Here is a 24,198-nt window from a genome sequence, read left to right as displayed (position 1 = left end):
AAAATGATAACCGAAGAGCCGTTTATAGTACCTTTCTTTGAATCCAACCCTGTACTTAAATACGTTCTCGAAATTCTCGCCATGGTTGCGATAGTCTTCTTTGGCAAAATGAAACAAAAAAAGCTTCAGCAACAGCATCAAAATTAAGGAATAATAGCGTAAGTGCCGTTTATTGTTTATCGCCATAATAAAAAAGTGGAATCTAAAAAGATTCCGCTTTTTTTATTTTCTGCCCCCCTAAATGCCAGATTGCCTTCGAAGAGTATGGCAAAAGAAGCAAATGGAGGTGCAGCATGGAAATCGTCAAGATTGATATTGATGCATTGCTTGAAGAAAGTTCAGAACTCCACGATGAGGACGGGAATTTTGAGATTGTCCATGTTGAACTCGATTTATTTCTTGAAACCAATTAAGTTAACCTTAGTTTCTCACCCTCTTTCTATAGATAAATTTTTGCCCTTCACAAAACAGTGAAGGGTCTTTTTTTTAGAATTGTATATTGCTTTCTCATGTAATTCCTTCACTATTCCTCCCAAAGCTTCTTAATATGTTAAGAGCAAAATTTTTCCCGTCAAAAAAATCTCAATAGAATTTAATAAATTTTCTGAATTATTATTTGACTTTTCACTATCAAGACGTTATTTTTGAAATAAATATATAACACGATTATTTATATCCGATAAATTAACGTCATATGAATCATTTGGGAGGGATGGAATTGACAGCTTCGGAGCAGGAGTTGATGGCAAATTTCATGATGCGGATTAAAGCCGGAGAAAAGATTGAAGCCGATGATTGGATGCCGGAAGAATACAGAAAAACACTTATCAAACTCATCTCCATGCATGGAATTAGCGAGATCATGGGTGCGCTGCCTGAAAAGGAATGGGTTCCCAAAGCACCTTCAATAAAGAGAAAGCTGGGAATTATGGCAAAGGTTCAGGATGAAATGGGCCACGGCCAGCTTTTGTTGAGAGTGGCGGAGGATTTGATGAAGCCGTACGGGAAAAATCGTGAATCTGTCATGCTAGATCTTTTTAACGGCGACCTTAAATTTCATAATGTCTTTCATATGGAAGCTCCGACATGGGCTGATGCAGGTCTCATTGGCTGGCTGGTGGATGGGGCCGCTATTATTACGCAGACGAATATGCTCGATGCGTCTTATGGGCCGTATGCCCGCGCTTTGAAACGGATCTGTGCGGAAGAGGTATTTCATGCACAGCACGGAGAGTCTATCATTATGGCTCTTGCTGAGGGAACTCCCGCACAACGCGCGATGATTCAAGAATCGATTGATCGTTGGTGGGAATCCCTGCTTATGTTTTTTGGACCCGGGGATGCGTCAACGACCGGGACATCGAAGCAGGATATCACAATCAAATATAAAATCCGCTCAAAAACGAATGAGCAGCTGCGCCAGGATTTCTTCACAAAATATATCCCGCGCCTGTTATCACTAGGCCTTAAAGTACCAGACCCAACCATGAGATTCGACAAGGAAACAGGACAGTGGATTTATCAGCAGCCAGATTGGAGCAGGTTCAAGGACATCATCAAAAACAAAGGACCAAAATCGGAAGCCCGGCTTCGTCTGAGAAAAATCTCTTATGAAACGAACTCATGGGTAAGGGAAGCTCTTGGCGCACCAGTTTCCTGATTTACGCCCGGGGGAGGAGGGACAATTCATTGGCAAATGAACAGTTTTACCAGGAATTCGAGGTGTTCAGCAAGCGGTCGGATACCGCTCCGATGCAATATCAGTTTTCGCTGCTTGCACCAAACAAGGAATTAGCCCTGGTCATGGCGCAGGAAAACTTCATGCGCCGGGAGCCGGTTGCCGATATCTGGGTGGTCAAGAGGAGCGATATCCGCAAAATGACACTCGAAGAGAAGGACTCATTAAAGCGTCTCGATAACAAGGAATACCGGAATACAAAGGGCTACGGCTATCTGAAAAAGAAATGGCGCAAGTATGAACAGGAAATGCTTGATGAGAAAGAAATCATGTCATGGGGAGGTGTTGAGAAAGGTGCAAATCCAAACACCGGAGCAGGCAGCTGAAAAAAAAGAGTATAAAGAAGCGCTGATTGACTTGCTTTTTCAGCTGGCCGACGATGATTTTATTGCGGCCTACCGCGGTTCGGAATGGCTTGGGCTCTCCCCGCATATTGAGGCCGATATTGCCTTTGCTTCAATTAGCCAAGATACGATGGGGCACGCAGCGATTTTTTACCAGCTGCTTGAAGACCTTGGAGCAGGTTCTGTTGATGAGCTTGCTCATGGAAGGGCTGCTTTTGAACGAAAAAATTCAATATTGCTGGAACGTGTGAACGGACCGGGGACCTACTTGACAGAACCCGAATACGATTGGGCCTTCGCAGTTGTCCGCTCGTATTTTTACACTGTGGCAAAAAGAATTAAAATGTCCTCGCTGATGAATTCATCGTACACACCTCTGGCAGATGCGGCGAAACGGGTGAATGTGGAGCTTTATTATCACCATCTGCACTGGAAAACATGGTTTATTCAACTTATGTCTGCAGGCGGTGAAGCGAGGGTGAGGATGGAGGCAGCCATAAAGAAGGTTTGCGCCGACTTTGCTGATATCTTTTCCTATGGGTCACTGGCTAACCAAATAACAAAACACAGCTTGATTGAATCCAGCATCCTGCTTGAAAACCAATGGATTTCCGTTATGAAGAATGTCTTTGAATCTCTTAATGCTACATTGCCGGACGCTTTTGGAAAAAAAAGCTCTTGCGGCCGTAATGGGGAGCATACACAAGATTTAGAAGATGCTCTGGATATACTCTCAGAGGTATACAGATTTGATCCGGCAGCAGGCTGGTAGGTTGATTATTTTAAAAAAGGGATGAATGCTTTGGGCATAAACAAAACGCATGGAGAAGAAGTAATTTTGAAAGCGCTTCATTCCGTAAAGGATCCTGAAATACCCTCCATCTCTATTGTCGAACTCGGCATGCTAGAAAAGGTTGTGGTTTCCGGTTCAATGGCCAAAGTTGAGCTTATCCCGACTTTTCTCGGCTGTCCTGCATTGGACATTATCAAAGAAAATGTAAAAACAGCTATAGAAGCACTAGGACTGTTTGAAGAGATAACTGTCCTCTTCAACTATTCCGTACCATGGACGACCGACAGGATTTCAATGGAAGGCAGGACGAAATTGAAGGAATTTGGGATCGCCCCTCCGCCAAGGCCGCTGCCAGACGGCTTTGGCTGGGAAGCAGATTGTCCGTTTTGCGGATCCACATATACAACAGTTGACAATATTTTTGGCCCTACAGCCTGTCGGAGCATTCTTTACTGCCGAGCATGCAAAAATCCGTTTGAAGCAATGAAGCCTGTTTCGATGGATATGTCCTGATACCGTTCATCGTATTGGAACTGTTTTGAGGTTGGGAGACCGTTGAAATGGTGCCAATAAGCTCAATTGCAATCGTTTTGAACGGCTGAGACTCTTGAAATGGTGCCAATAAGCTGGATTGGAATCGTTTTGAACGGCTGAGACCGTTGAAATGGTGCCAATAAGCTCAATTGGAATCGTTTTGAACGGCTAAGACCCTTGAAATGGTGCCAATAAGCTGGATTGAAATATATAGAGTTTATTAGACTATTGAAATGGAACCAATATATATAAGTTCAAACTTAATCGAGCAAACCTGGGCAGCACTCGTTGATGCCCCAATAATTTATAAGGGAGAGAGAGCTATGATTAAAATGATCGCACTTTACAAGCATCCAGAGAACAAGGAGGCATTTGACGAGTACTACTTTAACACGCATATTCCGCTTACTGAAAAAATTCCTGGCCTTCAGAAATGTGTTGCGACTAGAATTACCGGCAGCCCTATGGGTGGAGAAACTCCGTATTACATGATGGCCGAAATGTACTATGAGGATATGGCAGCTTTCAAAGCAGCAATGAAAACTGATGAAGCAAAGGCATCTGGAAAGGACGCAATGAAATTTGCGGGTGATATCCTGACTCTGATGATTGGCGAGGAAGTCAATGAATAATAGTTTCGAGTACATTGAAACAAGGACAGATGGTGCAGTTGCCTTCATTGCTCTGAACCGCCCAGAGGTTCTCAATGCATTAAACAGGGGAATGGTCGCTGAAATCCTTCAGGCTATGGAGCATTTTGACCGAGACGAGACTATTCGGGCAATTGTTCTAAGCGGCAAGGGACGCTGTTTTGCGGCGGGGGCCGACATTGATGAAATGGCAGACGCCAATACCATTCAGATGGAACTGTTGAATCAATTTACAGATTGGGACCGGCTCGCCTGGATTACAAAGCCAATTATTGGCGCAGTGCATGGTTTTGCATTAGGAGGAGCATTCGAGCTGGCACTTTGCTGCGACATTCTTTTTGCTGCCGAAGATGCTGAGTTCGGCTTTCCAGAGGTTTTACTCGGAGTCATGCCGGGTGCAGGTGGAACTGTCAGGCTTACAAAGCTTGCCGGAAAAACTAAAGCGATGGAATGGCTATTCACCGGAAAGAGGATTTCCGCAAAAGAAGCCCGGGAATTCGGCCTGGTTAATCAGGTATTTGCCCGTGAGGCGTTAATGGAGGAGGCAGCTCGCTACGCATATCAAATTGCCAAAATGCCGCCGCTATCGGTCAGGTTTATTAAGGAATCTGTCCTGCATGCTATTGATGCATCGATCTATGAAGGGATGAAATATGAGCGAAAGAATTTTACTATGCTGTTTTCTTCCGAGGATCAAAAGGAAGGAATGAAAGCATTCCTGGAAAAGAGGAAGGCCGATTTTCAAGGGCGATAAGGGGGCTACATAAAAATGTTTGAAACAGTAGAATACGATATTCGCGGCAAGGCAGCCTGGATTACCCTGAACCGCCCGGATAAGCTTAATGCATTTACAGCCAAACTCAACAAGGAAGTTGGCGAAGCCGTCCGGAAAGCATCTAGGGACAACTCGGTTCGTGCGGTGGTGATAACAGGTGCCGGGAGAGCTTTTTGCTCCGGCCAGGATTTAAGCGAGGTAACTCAAGAAACAAATTACGCTGACGTACTCCGCAACAATTATAACCCGATGGTGCTCGAAATTGAGAAATGTGAAAAGCCGGTGATTGCGGCAGTTAATGGAGTAGCGGCTGGAGCAGGCATGAGCCTTGCCCTGGCATGTGATTTCAGGATCGTCTCGGAAAAGGCCAGCTTTCTTCAAGCCTTCATCCATATTGGCCTGGTTCCGGACGCGGGAAATTTATATTATCTTCCACGGATTATTGGCCATGCAAAGGCTCTCGAGCTAGCAGTCCTGGGTGAAAAGGTCAGCGCGGAGGAGGCAAATCGACTCGGTCTGGTAACAAAGCTGGTTCCTGCTGAATCGTTTTTAGATGAGGCCGCCGCCTTCGCTAATAGGCTTGCTGACATGCCAACCAAAGCAATTGGCCTGATTAAACGAAACCTGAAGGCAAGCTGGGCGACAAATATTGACGGTTTCCTGGAACGGGATGCACAGAGCCAGCGCATCGCCGGCCTGACCGAAGACCATCTGGAAGGTGTTGCTGCTTTTTCTGAAAAAAGAAAGCCGGAATTCAAGGGGAAGTAGAGTCACCTCCTCTTTAGTAAGACCGGCATTTTTGCTTATAGAGTCTTAAATATGCCTATAGAATTGGGGAAGTGCTCATAGAATCGTGAAATACGCCCATAGAATCGTGAAAAGAGCCCATAGAATTTCGAAAAGCGCCCATAGAATCATGAAATGTGCCCATAGAATTTCGAAAAGTGCGTTTAGAAATGAATAAAGGGCTTATGGAAGACACTTAAAACCAACTCCACAAAATCTATTTGACTAAGGAGCTGAACCCATGTCGACAGTAAAAGAACAAAAGCTTGAACCAATGGAAATGAAACGGGACCGCTATCAGTTGATCATAAACGGTGAAAGGGCCGATAGCAAGTCAGCCCAAACCTATGAAACAATCAATCCTGCAACAGGGCAGGTAATCGCCACGATAGCCAAGGCGGGAATCGAGGATGCCGACCTTGCTGTCAAAGCTGCAAGGAATGCATTTGATTTTGGAAAGTGGCGCCACTTCCCTGTTAACAAAAGATCGAGGACACTTAACAAGATTGCATCAATCATGAGGGCGAGATTTAACGAATTAGTAGAATTGGAGATTTTGGATACAGGTAAATCACTTGCCGCGGCCCAGGGCCAGGTTATGCAGGCAATTGAAGATTTCGAGTTTTATGCGGGAGCGATTGTCAGCCATCGCGGTGCTGTTAACAGCATGCCAGGTGCGTTCCAGAACATTACCGAGAAAGAACCAGTCGGTGTGTGCGCGCAAATTATTCCTTGGAATTATCCGCTAATGATGGCTGCTTGGAAAATAGCGCCGGCAATTGCCGTTGGCTGCTCGGTTGTCGTAAAGCCAGCATCTCTGACCCCTCTGACAGCGATTGTTTTAGGAGAAATTTGCATTGAAGCGGGAGTCCCTGCCGGGGTTGTCAATGTTATTCCTGGAGCAGGATCTGAGGTGGGCAATTACCTTGTCGAACACCCACAGGTAGATAAGGTTGCCTTCACTGGTTCCACACCTATTGGCAAGGATATTATGGCAAAGGCTTCTCAGACTCTGAAGCGGGTTACCCTTGAGCTTGGCGGTAAATCCCCGAATATTGTATTTGAAGATGCTGACATTGATGCTGCAGTCGACGGCTCACTATTTGGGATTTTTTATAACAGTGGCCAGTCTTGTGAAGCCAGGTCCCGGCTTTATATTCACGAAAGTATATATGATCAATTTATGGAAAAATTTATTGCTAAAACAAAGAGCCTTAAGCTTGGAAACCCTTTTGAAAAGGAAACCCATGTGGGCGCGATTATTAGCCGTTCCCAGCTGGAGGTAATTGATGGGTACGTCCAATCTGCACTCGAGGACGGTGCAACACTTGAGGCGGGAGGCATGGCGGCCACAATTGAAGGCTATGAAAATGGCTTTTGGTATGAACCTACTATACTTACAAATGTTAACCACGAAATGAAGGCCGTTCGTGAGGAGATTTTTGGCCCTGTCGTCGTAGCAATGAAATTTACTGATGAAAAAGAAGCAATAAAACTTGCGAATGACAGCGAATACGGCCTTGGTTCTGCTATCTGGACAAAGGATTATGGCCGGGCAACCCGTGTCTCCAAGCAAATCCAGGCCGGAATCGTGATGGTCAATTGCCCATTCTCCGCTTTTCCAGGAACACCGTTCGGCGGTTATAAGCAATCCGGCTTCGGACGCGAATTGTCAATCGAGACATTGGATTTGTATACAGAAACAAAGAGCATTATTTCCTATTACGGGCCTAAGCCATTAAATCCGCTTGGTGTTTAATCAGTAAGAATTGACAAGCACCTTTGGGAGGGGTGCTTGTCTCTTTTCACAAGTGAATGCTAAGTAAAAAAAGTAGGGACAAGGGGATCTAGTTAGTAAAATGTGGCCCAGGCTATATGGTGAAATAGCAATGCTCATGTACCTCAACTAGTGATTTTCCTGATTCACTAATTATTTATGACTAACAGCTATAACTATTTCTTACTATTTTTTAATTTGGAAGGTAGTGAGGGCCTGACCCTGACTATACGGTGCATAGCCATGCTCATGTACCAGGACTAGTGATTTGTATGCGTAGTTTATAGTAGTAACCAGGTGTATGAATCCATTTAAACTTTCAAATAAGGCAACATCTATGAAACAAGAAAATCCGGGGAGTGACAGGCACCATCCGTTTTTAAAGGAAGAAGGCGATGCTTATGGAAAAAGTTGTTGTTATCGGTTCGGGGGTTATGGGCAGGGGAATAGCCTATGTGAGTGCGGCGGGTGGTTTCAGGGTGAGCCTGATAGATAGCAGCCAGGAACAGCTGCAGACTGCCGAAGCGGAAATTTGCTCCATTTTTGAAGGAGCAAAAGCAAGGGGAAAGTTGACAGAGGCCGACGTCCACGACGGAATCTCAAAACTCTCTTATTCTACTAATATTGAAGAGGCTGTAAAGGATGCTGATCTTGTCATAGAAGCTGTCCCGGAAATACTCACAATCAAGAAGGATATTTTTAAAAAAATTGACCGCCATGCTCCGGCAACTTGTCTGTTTGCGACAAACACCTCGACGATGAGCCCCACTGAAATCGGTTCCTTTACAACCCGGCCGGAAAAAGTGATTGCGATGCACTTTTTTAATCCTGTCCACAAAATGAAGCTCGTTGAAATCATCCGCGGTCTGGAAACCAGTGATGAAACAGCCGGGAAAATTCGCGCAGCAGCTGAAAAAATGGGGAAGGAAACTGTAGTTGTTAATGAGTTTCCCGGCTTTGTCACTAGCAGGATCAGTGCGTTGGTTGGAAATGAAGCTTTTTACATGCTGCAGGAAGGAGTCGGGACACCGGAGGAGATTGATAAAGCGATTAAGCTTGGCCTTAATTATCCTATGGGCCCATTTGAACTTGGTGATTTAGTCGGCCTAGATACCCGGCTGAACAATCTAAAGTATCTCCATGAAAAGCTTGGCGATAAATACAGGCCCGCTCCACTCCTCGAGCAGTATGTGAAAGCGGGAAGGCTCGGCAGGAAAAGCGGGCGCGGAGTATACGATTATCGTGAAAAGGTAACCTCATCAGTACTGGAGGGAAAACTCAAGTGACGCAGCGGGAAGCGGTAATAGTAGACGCAGTACGAACACCTATCGGACGGTATAATGGAGTATTGAAAACAGTCAGGCCGGATGACCTTGGCGCTATAGTAATAAAAGCCCTTATGGAACGGAACTCTTTAATTCATCCTGAGGAAATCGAAGAGGTTGTCTTTGGCTGCGCCAATCAGGCTGGCGAAGATAACCGCAATGTTGCCAGAATGTCTGCACTACTGGCCGGCCTTCCGGTTGCGGTAGCCGGCACGACGATTAATCGGCTGTGCGGATCCGGGCTCGACGCTGTCAATTATGCGGCACGGGCAATTTTAGCCGGCGAAGGGGATATTTTCATCGCAGGAGGGACTGAAAGCATGACACGGGCTCCACTGGTGATGGCAAAACCAGCAGATGGTTTTCCGCGGGGAAATATGGAGCTTTTTGATACAACAATAGGCTGGCGGTTTATTAATAAAAATCTGCAGGAACAATACGGTACTGAGAGCATGCCGGAAACAGCCGAAAATGTGGCGAAGGAATACGGGATATCCAGGCAGCAACAGGATCAGTTTGCTTTTGAAAGCCAAATGAAAGCCAGAGCCGCAATAGACAGTGAACGATTCAAGGATGAAATTATCCCGGTTATCTATCATGATAAAAAAGGAAATGAGATAGTAATTTCCGATGATGAGCATCCACGCCCTGAAACAACTATCGAAAAGCTCGGGCGGTTGAAACCGCTGTTTTCCGGAGGAACGGTTACAGCGGGCAACGCTTCAGGAGTCAATGATGGGGCATCGGCTCTATTGATTATGAGTTCAGAAAAAGCACGCTCATTGGGCATCAAGCCTCTTGCCAAATATGTTACATCAGCTGTTGCAGGCCTCGAGCCAAGAATCATGGGTGTTGGCCCTATTTTTGCTGCCAAAAAGGCTCTGCACAGGGCTGGACTATCAATAGACGATATTGGGCTTTGCGAGCTGAACGAAGCTTTTTCATCACAGGCAATAGCCTGCATAAGAGAGCTCGGCCTGAACCCCGAGCGCACAAATGTTAACGGCGGAGCAATCGCATTCGGTCATCCGCTTGGAGCAAGTGGCGCAAGAATTCTAACGACACTCCTTCATGAAATGAAACGCCAGGATACACGCTATGGCCTTGCATCGATGTGTGTGGGTGTTGGCCAGGGAATCGCAACGATTGTCGAGAAAATCGACCTTGATAATTGACGGCCAGCTCAAAAAGTCGGAAAATTGCAACAAGAGACAAAGCAGAAAAGGTGACATTAAATGAACACTCGATCAATGATATTTACACTTTATGGCGACTACATTTCCCATTACGGCAATAAAATCTGGGTTGGAAGCCTGATTCGGCTCCTGGAGGAGTTCGGGCATAATAGCCAATCTGTCAGGGCTGCCATATCACGAATGAATAAACAGGGCTGGGTACAGGCAGAGAAGGTTGGCAATAAAAGCTATTACTCGTTGACCGCGCGTGGAGTACGCCGGATTGAAGAAGCCGCAAAGAGAATTTTCAAGCTAAAGCCTGAGGCATGGGATGGAAAATGGCGGATTTTAATGTACAACATTCCAGAAGATATCCGAAACATCCGTGACGAATTAAGAAAAGAGCTTGTATGGAGCGGCTTTGGTTCACTATCCAACAGCTCATGGATTTCTGCAAATCCGCTTGAGAATGAAGTTTATGACCTTATTGATAAATATGGTATTTCCGAGTATGTTGATTTTTTTATCGCCGATTACAACGGTCCTAAGGAAAACGCCCGGCTTGTTGAAAAATGCTGGGATATTGACGAAATAAACGGCCGCTACCAGGAATTTATCCAAACCTATAGCCAAAGTTATATCATCGGTAAAAATAAAATTCAGAAAGGCCAAATGACGGATGCCGAATGCTTTGTGGAAAGAACAAAGCTAGTCCACGAATATAGGAAATTTTTATTTGTGGATCCAGGGCTGCCTGAAGAGCTTCTTCCAGAAAAATGGCTCGGAGGCCATGCTGCATCCTTGTTTGCCGAGTATTATAAAGAGCTGGCTGAACCTTCTTCACGTTTTTTCGAGGACGTTTTTAAAGAGGGAAATGGCTTAAATGAACGTGATCAAAACTATGATGCTACTTTCCATCCATTCATTGTCGATTAAGAATTTGACTTAAAGCGAACTTTTAATATGACGATTTTTATACGGTGGTGCTGAATTTGTGAACAGACTGACAAAACTGTTGAATATCCGTTATCCAATCATCCAGGGCGGGATGGGCAACATAAGCAATGCCCCGTTGGCTGCAGCTGTTTCCGAGGCAGGCGGTTTGGGGACAATCGGCGCGGGGACGATGGATTCTAAAGAGGTCGAACGGTTGATCCTGGAGACAAAAACAAAAACCAACAGGCCATTTGCGATAAATGTCCCAATCAGCGTTTCTTCTTTTACAAATGAAATCCTTTCGCTAGCGATTAAACATAAAGTCCAGGTTGTCTCTTTATCTGCCGGAAATCCAGCTCCATTTATTCCTGAGCTTCATGAGGCGGGCATTAAAGTAATCGCAGTAACGGCTTCTGTCAAACATGCGAGGAAGGCTGAGGAGGCTGGGGTGGATGCCATTGTTGGCGAAGGGTATGAGGCTGCAGGAATCAATTCTCCGTCCGAGACAACGACCATGGCGCTGATTCCCCAGCTAGCCGAGGCTGTCCGGGTCCCTGTAATCGCGGCGGGGGGAATTGCTGATGGCCGTGGCCTTGCAGCCGCGCTTGTTCTGGGGGCATCCGGGATTCAAATGGGAACCAGGTTTATCACTGTTAAGGAAGCTCCTTTTAATGCTATTTATAAAAAAATGATTCTCGATGCCGATGATACTTCAACTTTTATACTTGGAAGGCAGCATGGAAGAATCAGAAGAGTGCTGGATGCTCCTTACGCTAGAAAGCTTCTTGAGCAGGAACCTGAATTGACCATAGCTGAATTCATGGAAAAAACCTCGGAATATTATCATAAAACAGGAGCAATTGACGGAAATGTCCAGGAAGGATTCTTGAATGCCGGGCAGATAGCTGGTCAAATAAAGGACATTCCAGCTGTTTCCGACTTATTTAAAAAAATGCTCGAGGACTCAAATAAAGCGCTTGAATACTCAGCAAAACAGCTGAATTTTTAGCAAGCTTCCAACCAAATACTTTAACACTTAAACGCGTATAAGCGTTAATTTTGCAAGAGAGTAAAACTTACTATTGCATTCTTGTTTTTATTGCACTATAATTTTTAAAAAATTACTAAATTTTTTGAATATTGTTTGACTGTAAAATAAGGTGGATGATAGTATAACGATATATACACGGTACCTACAGTGAATATCATATGTTTTCATCCACCAAGAACTTACATAGGTTGAACAGTACAGCATTCAAGCTGGGCCATTAAAAGTTTTAGGGGGAAATAGGATGAGGAAGTATGTAAAAACGATGGGAATTTCACTGGCGGCAATGCTGATGCTGGCAGGCTGCGGAAGCAACGAATCAGCAGGTGGGACTTCTGGCGGGGGGAAAGATAAAACCTACAAAGTAGGCATTTCGCAATTTGCTCCACATCCATCGCTTGATGCGGCAACAGAAGGATTTAAGAAGGCACTTGAAGAAAAGGGTCTTAAGGTTGAATTCGATGACCAGAATGCCCAGGGCGAACAGCCAAATGCACAGGTGATAGCCCAGAATTTCGCAGGTGATGATGTTGACCTTATTTTTGCAAATGCAACACCGAGCGCGATCGCGGCACTGAATGTAACAAAGGAAATTCCAATTTTGTTCACCTCGGTTACGGATCCAGTTGGTGCGGGACTCGTAAAAGCATTTGACCAGCCAGGAGAAAATATTACAGGTACAACTGATAACCATCCAGATGCAACAAAGAAGACGATTGATTTCATGACAAAAGATGTCGGAGCAAAGAAAATCGGGATAGTCTACAATGCAGGCGAACAAAACTCTGTTGTCCAGGTGAAAGCAGTTGAGGAGCTTGCTAAAGCAAATGGAGCATCAATCGTAGAAGTTTCTGTTTCAACAACAGCTGAGGTAAAACAGGCTGCAGAGTCGCTTGTCGGCAGGGTAGACGCCATTTATGTCCCTACAGATAATACCGTCGTTTCAGCTTTGGATTCAGTCATTTCTGTTGCTAACGACAAAAAAATCCCGCTTTTTGTTGGCGAACTTGATTCGATGAAAAAAGGTGCTGTGGCTGCGAGCGGCTTTAGCTACTATGACTTAGGATACGAAACCGGCCTGATGGCGGTTGAAATTTTGACTGGCAAGAAAAAGCCTTCCGATATACCTGTAGCACTGCCTCAAAGCCTGGCACTCATGATAAACAAAAAGGCTGCCGAGGCTCAAGGATTGACTGTAAAAGATGAATGGAAGAACGTCGGCGAGTTTTACGAGGAATAAAACCCCAACCATTCATGAAAAGCAGCAATAAATGCCGAAAGGAGTGATTCACTCCTTACGGCATGGTCAGGAAGGATGATAGACGTGTTTACAGCAATATTCAATTCATTTGAGTCAGGCATCATCTATGCAATCATGGCACTCGGTGTGTACCTTTCTTTTAGGATCCTTGACTTTCCGGACCTGACAGTTGACGGAAGCTTCGTGATTGGAGCAGCAGTTGCGGCCACAATGATTGTTAATGGGCAGGATCCTTTTATTGCAACAATTGCTGCATTGGTGGCAGGATTTCTAGCAGGCTGTATGACAGGGCTGCTTCATACGGTAGGCAAAATCAATGAATTGCTTTCCGGAATTTTGATGATGATCGCTCTTTACTCCATCAACCTGAGAATCATGGGGCGGCCAAATGTTTCGCTTCTTAATCAGGAAACTTCATTGACCACTGTTAAAGAAGTTTCAGAAAGCTCAGGGATTGACACATTTTTTAATAATTTGTTGACAGCAGTCGGCCTTGGCGAGAAACTGCCGTCTACATGGGGCATCCTGCTGTTCATGATTGTCGTTACGTTTCTTATAAAACTATTTACAGACTGGTTCTTGAAAACCGAGGTAGGGCTGGCGGTAAGGGCGACAGGCGACAATAAAAAAATGATTAGGAGCCTCTCTGCGAATACAAACATCCTCATTATACTGGGGCTCGGAATTTCAAATGCAATGGTCGCTTTCTCAGGTGCATTGATTGCACAACAGGGTGGATTTGCTGACGTGGGCATGGGAATAGGGATGATTGTAATCGGCCTTGCTTCCGTCATCATTGGGGAGGCGCTCTTTGGAACAAAAACAATTGCTCGTACAACTCTGGCTGTAATTGGAGGAGCAATTATTTACAGGCTCGTTGTCACACTGGCATTGAGAGTTGATTTCCTTGACCCGGGTGATATGAAGCTTATAACAGCTTTAATTGTTATCTCGGCGCTTATTGGGCCGAATGTAGTCCGCGGTATTAAGGAAAAGAACAGAAAAGCCAAGAAGCGTGCAGAACGGCAAACCCTTCTGAAGTCACACGCAGCTGGGAAGGGGGAGAGCCATGCTGCGCTTAAATCAAATTCATAAGGTATTCAATGAGGGAACACCCGATGAGAAAATTGCAATCGACCACATCGATTTGGAATTGAAAAGGGGAGATTTCGTTACAGTCATCGGAAGTAACGGCGCTGGCAAATCAACTTTGATGAATATCGTCTCCGGAGCTCTTCAACCTGATGTTGGTGAAATCTACCTTGATGGTAAAAATGTGAACGGGATGTCGGAGCACAATCGATCAAAGCTCATCGGCCGTGTATTCCAGGATCCGATGGCTGGAACTGCTCCCAGCATGACAATTGAGGAAAATCTTGCAATGGCCTATTCACGAAATAAAACACGGTCACTTCGCTTTGGAGTAACAAAGAAACGCCGCGAATTATTTAAAAACGTTCTCGAGACGCTTCACCTAGGTCTTGAAAACAGGCTCAATGCAAAAGTCGGGCTTTTATCAGGCGGGGAACGCCAGGCTCTCTCGCTGCTAATGGCTACCTTCACAGAGCCGTGCGTCCTGCTCCTTGATGAGCATACAGCCGCTCTTGATCCTTCAAGGGCGGAGCTAATTACAAGCCTGACAAAACAGGTGATTGAGCAGTATGGGTTGACGACCTTGATGGTCACCCATAACATGCAGCAAGCGATTGACCTTGGTAACCGCCTAATCATGATGGATAAAGGCCAAATCATACTTGAAGTAAATGAAGAGGAAAAGAAGAAGCTGACAATTGAAGGTTTGCTTGAAGAATTCCAGCGAATCCGCGGTAAGCAAATGGCTAATGACAGGGCATTGCTGTCCTAGGAAGTGATTTTCATGATAAAGGCGGTGGACACCTAATGAAGCCTGGTATAGCCATTGGCCAAACTGAAATCCTTAAGGTTACGGTCACTCCTGAAATGTTTGCTGAATTTGGCGGCCAGGTTGTCCACCCCGCCTATTCAACCGCATGGATGGTCTATCATATGGAGTGGGCTTCCCGATTGATCATTCTTCCGTATCTTGAGGATGATGAGGAAGGAATGGGAGCAGCTGTTTCTGTTAAACATATTTCTCCGGCGAAAGAACATGAGGAAATTATAGCTACTGCCACGCTGACTTCGATTGTAGGCAATGCCATTTGGACAGACATCCATGCAAAAAGTGATACCAGATTAATAGGTACCGGGACAGTAAAACAAATTATTTTGCCTAAAGTGAAAATTAATAGCCTTTTAAAAACATAGAATACTAACGCACTAATGCTATGCGAAAAACAAAGAAACAGCCTGTACAGGTTTGTTTCTTTGTTGCTGTATGGGGTTCCTATTTGCTTTAAAGCGGTGAAGCAGCCTGAATTCCACCTAAGATAAGCGACTACTATAATTAAAAGAACAGCCAGGAATCTTACTTTACGATTCAGGCTTTGAAAGGGGCGTCAAAATGAAAGCGTTATCATACACAGGGGGAGTCGGCACCATGGATATATTCATGCAAATTAGCGGACATGAGCAGGTAGTATTTTGTAATGACGAACAGACAGGCTTACGGGCGATCATTGCCATTCATAGCACAAAGCTAGGCCCGGCGCTTGGCGGCTGCAGAATGCGGCCGTATCAAAGTACAGAAGAAGCTCTTGAAGATGTTTTGCGGCTTTCAAAAGGAATGACCTATAAATGTGCTGCGTCGGATGTTGATTTCGGTGGAGGTAAGGCAGTGATTATCGGAGACCCGATGAAGGACAAAACACCTGAATTATTCCGGGCATTCGGCCAGTTTGTCGATTCACTGAATGGCCGCTTTTATACAGGGACGGATATGGGTACGACCCCTCAGGATTTTGTGCATGCCATGAAGGAAACCAATTGCATTGTAGGTGTCGATGAGGTGTACGGAGGTAGCGGTGACTCCTCGATTCCAACCGCTCAGGGAGTCTTGTACGGCATTCAGGCAACGAATAAGGTCATTTGGGGATCTGGAGAGCTATCGGGAAGGAGCTATGCTATCCAGGGTTTGGGAAAAGTCGGTTATAAGGTCGCAGAACGGCTGCTCAATGAAGGGGCTGACCTTTATGTGACGGATATTAATATCGAAGCAATCAATCGGTTATCCGATCAGGCAAAGGCGATGGGAGCAACCATCAAGGCTGTTGCGGCTGACGAGATTTATTCTGTTCCAGCGGATGTGTTCGTCCCATGCGCGCTCGGAGGCATTATTAATGACGAAACCATTCCAATGCTCAAATGCCTTGCTGTCGCCGGTTCAGCAAATAACCAGCTTGCTGAAATAAGACATGGCAAGCTGCTGCAGGCAAAAGGCATCCTTTACGCACCTGATTATATCGTGAATGCCGGTGGCCTCATACAGGTTGCTGATGAACTGTATACCCCAAATCCGGAAAGAGTCATCCAGAAAACGAGAGCTATTTATGATTGCCTCCTTGATGTCTACAAACGCGCAGACCAGGATGGACTTACGACAGTGGAGGCAGCCAACCATTTTTGTGAGGCGAGAATTGAGGCCCGCGCAAGAAGGAACAGCTTCTTTTCACATAACAGGCGCCCTAAATGGGCAGTAAGATCATGAAGCTACACGATGAAAGAAATTAGCGAACAAGGGGGAGACAGCCGTGGAGGTATCATTTCCACTTCTTCAAATTATGGATGAACAAGGCAATGTGGCAGACCCTTCATGGAAGAAAACAATTTCCAGGGAGCTTGCACTCAATTTTTACAAGCAAATGGTCAGGATACGAACTTTTGACAGGAAGGCGGTCAGCTTGCAGCGCCAGGGACGAATTGGTACATACGCTCCCTTTGAAGGTCAGGAGGCAGCACAGGTCGGCAGCGCGCTCGCACTGCGGCCGGATGATTGGCTTTTTCCAACTTACCGGGACCATGGCGCTGCCCTAGTATTCGGACACTCATTAAGAAATGTCTTATTGTTTTGGAATGGAAGGAATGAGGGCTGTGTACCACCTGACGGGAAAAAGATCTTCCCGCCTGGCATCCCGATTGCCACCCAAATTCCGCATGCTGCCGGCGCGGCACTGGCAGAAAAAATGAAAGGAACCGCTTGTGCAGCACTGGCTTATTTCGGCGATGGAGCAACCTCCGAAGGGGATTTCCATGAAGGGCTGAATTTTGCAAGTGTCACAAATGCCCCGGTTGTTTTTTTTAATCAAAATAACGGATATGCGATATCAGTTCCTATAGAAAAGCAAATGAATTCCAAAACCATTGCCCAAAAAGCTGTTGCATATGATATTCCTGGTGTACGTATTGATGGGAACGATGTATTCGCGGTTTATTTTGAAACATTGAATGCTCTTGAGCGGGCCAGAAGCGGAAAGGGTCCGACACTTATTGAAGCTGTAACTTGGCGATATGGGGCCCATACGACTGCCGATGATCCTTCCAAGTACAGAGATCAATCAGAAAGCCATGAACGAAGGAAAAGAATTGATCCCCTCATAAGGCTTGAGCGTTTTTTGAAAAATGAAGGCTTTTATGATCAAGACGAGTTAACAGGTTATGAAGAGGAGGCCATCGCAGAAATCGACCGTGGAGTCATGGAAATGGAGCAATTCCCTCCGGCGGATCCGTCGGATATATTTGATTATGTTTTTGAAAAACCGGTCTGGCCGCTTGAAAAACAAAAGAGAGAGTACCTTCAACTCCTAAAAGGAGGCCAATGATGGACACTGTAACGAAAACGAGGACCATGACGATGGTACAGGCGATAAACGATGCGCTTGCCGAGATGCTGACGATGCGCAGTGACGTGATTCTCCTTGGTGAGGACATTGGGAAAAACGGCGGGGTGTTCCGGGCTACTGACGGATTACAGGAACAGTTTGGGGAAATGAGGGTCATGGATACGCCATTATCCGAAGCTGGCTTTATTGGGGCAGCGATAGGAATGGCCGCAAACGGTTTTCGGCCAGTGGCGGAAATCCAGTTCCTTGGTTTCATTTACCCGGCCTACGAACAACTCATGACACATGCTTCCAGGCTTCGAATGAGAACCTATGGCCATTTTACAGTGCCAATGGTTGTCCGGGCTCCATATGGTGCAGGAGTGCGCGCACCGGAAATCCACTGTGACAGCACTGAAGCATTGTTTACTCATATGCCCGGGATTAAAGTGGTTTGCCCTTCGTCCGCCTATGATGCGAAGGGATTGTTGATCGCTTCAATTCTGGACCCTGACCCTGTGCTGTTCCTTGAACCAATGAGGCTTTACCGATCAGTCAAGGGAGAAGTGCCTGAAGGTGTTTACGAAGTGGAAATTGGAAAAGGTAAGAAGCTGCGTGACGGGGAAGATGTGACCGTCATTTGCTGGGGAGCGATGGTGCCGATTGCGATTGAAGCTGCGAAGAACGCCGAAAGGAAGGGGATAAGATGTGATGTCATAGACATGAGAACACTTTACCCTTTGGATCAAGACATAATAGCTGAATCGGTACAGAAAACAGGGAGGACTGTAATCGTCCATGAAGCCCAATCGACTGGCGGAGTCGGCAATGACATTCTAACAATTATTAATGACACGTCATTCCTTTATCAAAAAGCACCCGCCGACCGAGTAACCGGGTTCGACAGCCCCGTCCCATACTTTGGCTTCGAGGACCATTATCTGCCCAATGAGAAAAGGGTTTTAGCAGCCATTGAAAAAGTCATGCGTTTTTAGGAGGTGAAAGAATGGAGGTTAAGCTCCATGACATTGGAGAAGGCATGGCAGAAGCCGGAATCAATTGCTTTCTCGTCAAACCTGGTGATGTAGTGAAAGCCGATGACCCATTGCTTGAAGTACAGACCGATAAAATGACCGCGGAAATTCCTTCACCCGCTGCTGGTATTGTGAAGGAATTCAGGGTAAGTCCCGGAGAAACCGTACCAGTCGGAACAACACTGCTCATTTTGGAAGCAGATGGAGCCATTAACAGGGGAATTGCTGAACAAGTTACAGTTCCTGCTCATATCCTGGCAAACGGAAATGAACAGAATTCCTTTACCAGCTCTGAACAAATAAAACCTTTATTCCCAAGAGTTTTAGCATCCCCCTACACACGGAAAATTGCCAGGGAGAACGGCATCCGAATTGAGGATGTTAAAGGCAGCGGTCCAGCAGGTAGAATAACAGACCAAGATGTTTACAATTTTTTAAGCGGCCGCAAGAGAATCCACACACAACAGTCAGCAATGTTAACAGAAAGAGCAATAGACCGTACTGCGCACAACCAGGAGGCGGGTTTCATTCCGTTCAGGGGCAGACGCAAACAAATTGCAAAGAACTTGCTGCATTCCATCCAGACAATCCCACATTGTACACACTTCGAAGAAATTGATGTTACTAACCTCATAGAATTTAGAAAGGAATTAAAGCTTGAGGGCAGGCAGGTATCAGCCACTGCTTTATTCATTAAAACTTTATCGGTTTGTTTAAAAGAGTTTCCTATTTTCAATTCGATACTTGATGAAGAAAACGAGCGGATTCAGTTTATTGACCAGCACCACATCGGAACCGCCGTGGACACTGAAGACGGACTGGTTGTTCCTGTGATCCGTGATGTGCAAACCAAATCCTTGCCAGAAATCCAAGCTGAAATGAAGGTGCTTACAGAGAAGGCATTAAGCAATCAGTTAACCTTAGAGGATATCAAGGGGGGAACTTTTACTATAAGCAATGTCGGCCCATTGGGCGGCAGCATTGGGGCTACCCCAATTATTCAGCACCCTCAGGTTGCGCTTGTTTCGTTCCATAAAACTAAAAAAATGCCTGTCGTTAACGAGCAGGATGAAATTGAAATTCGCTCGATCATGAACCTGTCAATGTCGTTTGACCACAGAGTTGCAGATGGTGCGACAGCGGTTAAGTTTACTAACAAATTTGCAGCATATATCGCTAACCCAAGGCTGCTAATACTGGAGTTGGTATAGATGGTTGTCGGTGAAATGGCAAATGGGGCAGATCTTGTCATCATCGGGGGCGGCCCTGGCGGCTATCATGCAGCAATTCGGGCGGCACAGCTTGGACGACAGGTGCTTTTAATTGAAAAAGCTGATTTAGGAGGGATTTGCCTCAATAAAGGCTGCATTCCTTCAAAGGTGATCACAACAGCTTCTGCAAGATTGGAAGATTCCAAGAAAAATGCTGTCTTTGGAATTGAAACTGATCGTCTTGGGGTTAATTTTGAAAGATTAAAAGAATATCAAAAATGGACTGTAGAGGGACTAAGAACAGGGGTGGAAGCTCTCTGCAAAGCTAATAAAGTACAAATACTAAAGGGAACAGCTTTTTTTATCTCCGAAACGCGGATTGGTGTTGAGCAAGGAGACAACTATGAGCTTTATGACTTTAACCAGGCAATCATCGCCACAGGAGTTCGGCCAGACGATGGCGGTACATTCAAGACAGGTAAGAGGATTGTCAATTCATGGTCAATTTCATTCCTTGAGGATATTCCTGAGCACCTTGCGATATATGGAGTGGATATGATTCGCTTGGAAATGGCAATGGCGTACAGGGCACTAGGGTCTGAGGTCACCTTGCTGCTACCAGAAGGAGTTAACGAATTTCCGTATGATTCTTCTATTTCAAGGGAACTGTCCCGGATTTTTAAAAAAGAAAAAATTCATGTACTGAAGGATTGTTTCATTAAGGAGGTGATTGAGCAGACAGATGGTGTAACCATTGTCTTCGCTTCACAAACAGGAGAGACAACCTTGTCCCCAACCCATTTCTTTTATGGTGAAAAGAAACTTCCTAACAGTGATGAGCTAGGACTCAAGCGAATAGGAATCACTCTCGATGATAACGGTTATGTAAAGGTTAATGAAAAGTGCAGAACGAATTTTGAGCGAATCTTTGCGATCGGTGATATTACAGGCGGGCCCTTTCTCGCCTCAAAAGCTATAAAACAAGGGAAAGCAGCGGCCGAAGTGGCATGCGGAATCGAGTCTTCATTGGTGGATTTACGGTTTCTTCCTCAGATCGCCTTTACTCGTCCGCCGATTGCAGCTGTGGGCCTTAGCGAAGAAAAAGCGATTGATCAAGGACTTGAGGTTACAACGAATCATTTTCCTTTCGCTTCCAATGGAATTAGCGGGCTAGCTGGCAAAAAGTATGGTTTTGTAAAGATTGTTTCCGAACAGGGGACAGATGTCATCCTCGGTGTTCATATCATCGGTGAGGGTGCTCATGAATTAATAGCAGGAGGTATAATCGGGCTTGAGATGGGCGCCCGTGAAGAGGATTTTACGTTTCCCTCATTCCCGCATCCAGGTCTGGCAGAAGCAATGCTTGAAGCAGCAGAAGGCCTTAAAGGAAAAGCAGTCCATTTAAAACCGCAAAAAAAGCAGGTGGAAGAACCAATCGCCGAAAAAAAATAATCCATTCCAATTTAAAAATCCAAAGGAGGCTACATAAATGCAAGAGCAAAAATTATCATTGAACGAAGTAACAGAGGATTTTTTTCCGGTCCGGGATGTCGATTACATGGAAATTTATACTGGTAATGCCAAACAGGCTGCATATTTTTTCTGCAAGGCATTTGGCTTTAGGACTGTGGCCTATTCAGGACTTGAAACTGGAAATCGCCAGACTGTTTCCTACGTACTCCAGCAAAGAAAAATCCGCTTGGTGATAACTGGCTCATATGATGAAAATAGTGATGTTGCTTCTTTTGTTAAAAAACATGGAGATGGCGTAAAAGATATAGCCTTGCTGGTTGATGATGTTGAAAAAGCTTTTGGTGCAGCGGTCGACCGCGGTGCCATCGCTTTAGAGGCGCCGACTGTACTTAACGACGAATTTGGAACAGTTAAAAAGGCTGTCATTGGTACGTATGGCGATACAGTTCATTCACTAATCGAGCGCCAGGATTATAAAGGTGCATTCCTGCCTGGTTTTGATAGATTCACAGACACTGTCCAGGTACCTGACGCCGGCTTGATTGCCGTAGATCATGTTGTCGGTAATGTCGAGGTGATGGAGGAGTGGGTAGAGTATTACGAAAAAGTAATGGGCTTCAAGGAGATGAAACACTTCTCCGACGAGGATATCTCTACCGAATATTCCGCGCTTATGTCAAAAGTGATGCACAATGGCGGCCGAATCAAGTTCCCTATCAATGAGCCTGCCGAGGGAAAACGAAAATCCCAAATCCAGGAATACCTTGAGTTCTATAACGGACCAGGCGTCCAGCACCTTGCCATCCTGACAGAAGACATTGTTTCTACCGTTGCTGCACTCAAGGACAACGGAGTTGAATTCCTGTCGACGCCGGATTCCTATTACGACGATCTTGTTGGACGGGTTGGAAAAATTGATGAGGAAATTTCGAAGCTGCGCGAGCTTAGCATCCTTGTAGACCGCGATGATGAAGGTTACCTGCTGCAAATTTTCACGAAGCCAATCGTTGACCGCCCAACACTATTTATTGAGGTTATTCAGCGTAAAGGTGCAAGAGGCTTCGGCGAGGGTAACTTCAAGGCGCTTTTTGAATCAATTGAACGCGAACAGGCGAAAAGAGGGAACTTGTAACTTTTAAAAGACGAAGTGTAAAGGTGTTTCACTATCTAGAAGTATCGGATATTTCTATTAATTTAAGTTCAAGGACATTTTAGCTATTCGGCGGCATCAAAATGTCCTTGAAATACAGTTTCAAGGACATTTTAGCTTTCAGGCAACACCAAATTGTACTCGAAATACAGTTTCAAGGACATTTTGGCTATCAGCGATCATCAAATTGTACTCGAAATACAGTTAGGAGAACATTCACCTAGCTAGCTCAAGTCGTTTCAATAAAGTTGGCGAACTATTTCAAAGACCACATCTACTAGTTCAATAGAAGCTGATTTATTAGCCTACTATTAAAATTGTATTGGAACAGGAAAGGAAAGTGGGAATGACTGTGATTAAACCGAGGGATGAGCTTTCCGCAGTCATCCCATACCTGATTGGCGCTTCACCCGAAGACTGCCAAAAAACGCTGGGCTATGAACGGATTATTCGGATGGCTGATAATGAGAATCCGTACGGGCCTTCTCCGCTTGCCCTTGAAGCAGCAAAACAGGAACTAACAAGAACAGCTATTTATCCCGACGGTTCGTATGCTTTTCTCCTCCGGTCACTAAGCAAACACCACGGATTGCGGGAAGATAACTTTTCAATTGGAAATGGATCAGACGAAATCATCAGGCAGTTAACAAGAGCCTACATCAGTATTGGTGATGAAGCGATAATGGCAGATTGCACATTTCCACGTTACAGGACAAATGTGCTGATTGAAGGCGGAGTTCCCGTGACTGTTCCTCTAAAGAATGGTGTTCACGATCTCGAAGCGATGCGGGCACATATTACACCGAAAACAAAAATGATCTTTGTTTGCAATCCAAATAACCCGACCGGGACGATTGTTGAAAAAGAAACGCTTCTGGACTTTATCGACGATATTCCTGCCCATATCATGGTTGTTATTGATGAGGCTTATGCAGAGTATGTAACGCACGGAAACTTGATTGATACAGAAGCAATCCTTTCCAAGTATAAAAACTGTGTGTTCCTGAGGACCTTTTCAAAAATGCACGGCCTTGCCGGGCTAAGGGTTGGCTACGGGATGATGGACGAATCGATTTCTAGGGAACTGAAAAAAGTGAAGGATGTTTACAATGTCAACCGTTTCGGAGCCGCTGCTGCAGCTGCCTCGCTAACGGATCTAAAGCATGTTGCCGAATCAGCTGAAAAGAACCGGGTTGAACGGAAGTACCTATCGGAAAAGCTTTCTGCACTCGGGCTTCAACCGCTTCCTTCTGAAGCCAACTTTCTTTTTATCCCGGTAAGTTTCCCAGCCCTTCAGCTTGAGAAGAAGCTAGCGGAAAAAGGGATATTCGTAAAGGCATTGTCTTCTTCGTCATACCCGGAGGGGCTCCGAATCGCTATGGGAACGAGGGAAGAGAATGATTCCCTCCTTGCTGAAATTTACGCCTTTACCACAGAAGGGGTAGTTTAACT

General features: G+C 45.3%; 23 protein-coding genes. All 23 read left to right on the top strand.

Features of this window, described 5'->3' with window-relative positions; genetic code table 11:
* The first annotated feature begins 742 nt into the window (after positions 1-742).
* Positions 743-1,660 (top strand): 1,2-phenylacetyl-CoA epoxidase subunit PaaA, encoded by a 918-nt coding sequence (gene paaA / locus TY16_RS05465; RefSeq protein WP_442853243.1) that lies wholly within the window; start codon positions 743-745, stop codon positions 1,658-1,660.
* 29 nt (positions 1,661-1,689) lie between these two features.
* Positions 1,690-2,064, top strand: coding sequence for a 1,2-phenylacetyl-CoA epoxidase subunit PaaB (paaB, locus tag TY16_RS05460; RefSeq protein ID WP_043930781.1), 375 nt, complete (start codon positions 1,690-1,692; stop codon positions 2,062-2,064).
* A complete protein-coding gene (gene paaC / locus TY16_RS05455; protein ID WP_442853209.1) occupies positions 2,033-2,854 on the top strand; it encodes a 1,2-phenylacetyl-CoA epoxidase subunit PaaC in 822 nt (273 codons plus the stop codon). Before paaB ends, paaC begins: the two co-directional genes overlap by 32 nt.
* Before the next feature lie 30 nt (positions 2,855-2,884).
* Positions 2,885-3,388, top strand: coding sequence for a 1,2-phenylacetyl-CoA epoxidase subunit PaaD (gene paaD, locus TY16_RS05450; protein WP_231505565.1), 504 nt, complete (start codon positions 2,885-2,887; stop codon positions 3,386-3,388).
* Between the two features lie 344 nt (positions 3,389-3,732).
* The gene (locus TY16_RS05445) at positions 3,733-4,041 is read left to right on the top strand and encodes an EthD family reductase (RefSeq protein ID WP_043930779.1); all 309 of its coding nucleotides are present in this window, start codon (positions 3,733-3,735) and stop codon (positions 4,039-4,041) included.
* Positions 4,034-4,813 carry an enoyl-CoA hydratase/isomerase family protein gene (locus TY16_RS05440; RefSeq protein WP_043930778.1) on the top strand — a complete coding sequence of 260 codons (780 nt, stop codon included), beginning with the start codon at positions 4,034-4,036 and terminating at the stop codon, positions 4,811-4,813. Before TY16_RS05445 ends, TY16_RS05440 begins: the two co-directional genes overlap by 8 nt.
* Positions 4,814-4,828: 15 nt before the next feature.
* A complete protein-coding gene (locus tag TY16_RS05435) occupies positions 4,829-5,602 on the top strand; it encodes an enoyl-CoA hydratase-related protein (protein ID WP_043930777.1) in 774 nt (257 codons plus the stop codon).
* Between the two features lie 259 nt (positions 5,603-5,861).
* A complete protein-coding gene (locus TY16_RS05430) occupies positions 5,862-7,379 on the top strand; it encodes an aldehyde dehydrogenase family protein (protein ID WP_043930776.1) in 1,518 nt (505 codons plus the stop codon).
* A gap of 419 nt (positions 7,380-7,798) precedes the next feature.
* A complete protein-coding gene (locus tag TY16_RS05425; RefSeq protein ID WP_043934522.1) occupies positions 7,799-8,683 on the top strand; it encodes a 3-hydroxyacyl-CoA dehydrogenase in 885 nt (294 codons plus the stop codon).
* On the top strand, positions 8,680-9,897 hold the full coding sequence (locus tag TY16_RS05420; protein ID WP_043930774.1) for an acetyl-CoA C-acyltransferase: 1,218 nt from the start codon (positions 8,680-8,682) through the stop codon (positions 9,895-9,897). The genes TY16_RS05425 and TY16_RS05420 overlap by 4 nt, the downstream gene beginning before the upstream one ends.
* 60 nt (positions 9,898-9,957) lie before the next feature.
* On the top strand, positions 9,958-10,833 hold the full coding sequence (gene paaX, locus TY16_RS05415; protein ID WP_043930773.1) for a phenylacetic acid degradation operon negative regulatory protein PaaX: 876 nt from the start codon (positions 9,958-9,960) through the stop codon (positions 10,831-10,833).
* Between the two features lie 58 nt (positions 10,834-10,891).
* Entirely contained in the window at positions 10,892-11,842 is a 951-nt protein-coding gene (locus TY16_RS05410) for an NAD(P)H-dependent flavin oxidoreductase (protein WP_043930772.1), read from the top strand.
* A 283-nt stretch (positions 11,843-12,125) separates the two neighbouring features.
* Positions 12,126-13,121: an ABC transporter substrate-binding protein gene (locus TY16_RS05405; RefSeq protein WP_043930771.1), complete on the top strand. Its 996-nt coding sequence runs from the start codon at positions 12,126-12,128 to the stop codon at positions 13,119-13,121.
* A gap of 84 nt (positions 13,122-13,205) precedes the next feature.
* Positions 13,206-14,237, top strand: coding sequence for an ABC transporter permease (locus tag TY16_RS05400; RefSeq protein ID WP_043930769.1), 1,032 nt, complete (start codon positions 13,206-13,208; stop codon positions 14,235-14,237).
* Positions 14,212-15,006 (top strand): ABC transporter ATP-binding protein, encoded by a 795-nt coding sequence (locus tag TY16_RS05395; protein WP_043930768.1) that lies wholly within the window; start codon positions 14,212-14,214, stop codon positions 15,004-15,006. Before TY16_RS05400 ends, TY16_RS05395 begins: the two co-directional genes overlap by 26 nt.
* A 35-nt stretch (positions 15,007-15,041) precedes the next feature.
* Entirely contained in the window at positions 15,042-15,428 is a 387-nt protein-coding gene (locus TY16_RS05390; RefSeq protein ID WP_043930767.1) for a thioesterase family protein, read from the top strand.
* A 196-nt stretch (positions 15,429-15,624) separates the two neighbouring features.
* On the top strand, positions 15,625-16,767 hold the full coding sequence (locus tag TY16_RS05385) for a Leu/Phe/Val dehydrogenase (RefSeq protein ID WP_043930766.1): 1,143 nt from the start codon (positions 15,625-15,627) through the stop codon (positions 16,765-16,767).
* A gap of 43 nt (positions 16,768-16,810) precedes the next feature.
* The gene (pdhA, locus tag TY16_RS05380) at positions 16,811-17,878 is read left to right on the top strand and encodes a pyruvate dehydrogenase (acetyl-transferring) E1 component subunit alpha (RefSeq protein ID WP_043930765.1); all 1,068 of its coding nucleotides are present in this window, start codon (positions 16,811-16,813) and stop codon (positions 17,876-17,878) included.
* Positions 17,878-18,873, top strand: coding sequence for an alpha-ketoacid dehydrogenase subunit beta (locus TY16_RS05375; protein ID WP_043930763.1), 996 nt, complete (start codon positions 17,878-17,880; stop codon positions 18,871-18,873). The genes pdhA and TY16_RS05375 overlap by 1 nt, the downstream gene beginning before the upstream one ends.
* Positions 18,874-18,884: 11 nt before the next feature.
* Positions 18,885-20,123 carry a dihydrolipoamide acetyltransferase family protein gene (locus TY16_RS05370; protein ID WP_043930762.1) on the top strand — a complete coding sequence of 413 codons (1,239 nt, stop codon included), beginning with the start codon at positions 18,885-18,887 and terminating at the stop codon, positions 20,121-20,123.
* Entirely contained in the window at positions 20,124-21,575 is a 1,452-nt protein-coding gene (locus TY16_RS05365) for a dihydrolipoyl dehydrogenase family protein (RefSeq protein WP_043930761.1), read from the top strand.
* A gap of 37 nt (positions 21,576-21,612) precedes the next feature.
* On the top strand, positions 21,613-22,728 hold the full coding sequence (gene hppD, locus TY16_RS05360) for a 4-hydroxyphenylpyruvate dioxygenase (protein WP_043930760.1): 1,116 nt from the start codon (positions 21,613-21,615) through the stop codon (positions 22,726-22,728).
* 364 nt (positions 22,729-23,092) lie between these two features.
* Positions 23,093-24,196, top strand: coding sequence for a histidinol-phosphate transaminase (gene hisC / locus TY16_RS05355; RefSeq protein ID WP_052342605.1), 1,104 nt, complete (start codon positions 23,093-23,095; stop codon positions 24,194-24,196).
* Positions 24,197-24,198: the final 2 nt, after the last annotated feature.

Origin of the sequence: Bacillus sp. EB01, from assembly GCF_000613125.1 — a bacterium.
Taxonomy (GTDB): domain Bacteria; phylum Bacillota; class Bacilli; order Bacillales; family Cytobacillaceae; genus Bacillus_D.
Note: the sequence above shows the minus strand (reverse complement) of the source record. Positions and strands in the feature narration are given on the sequence as shown.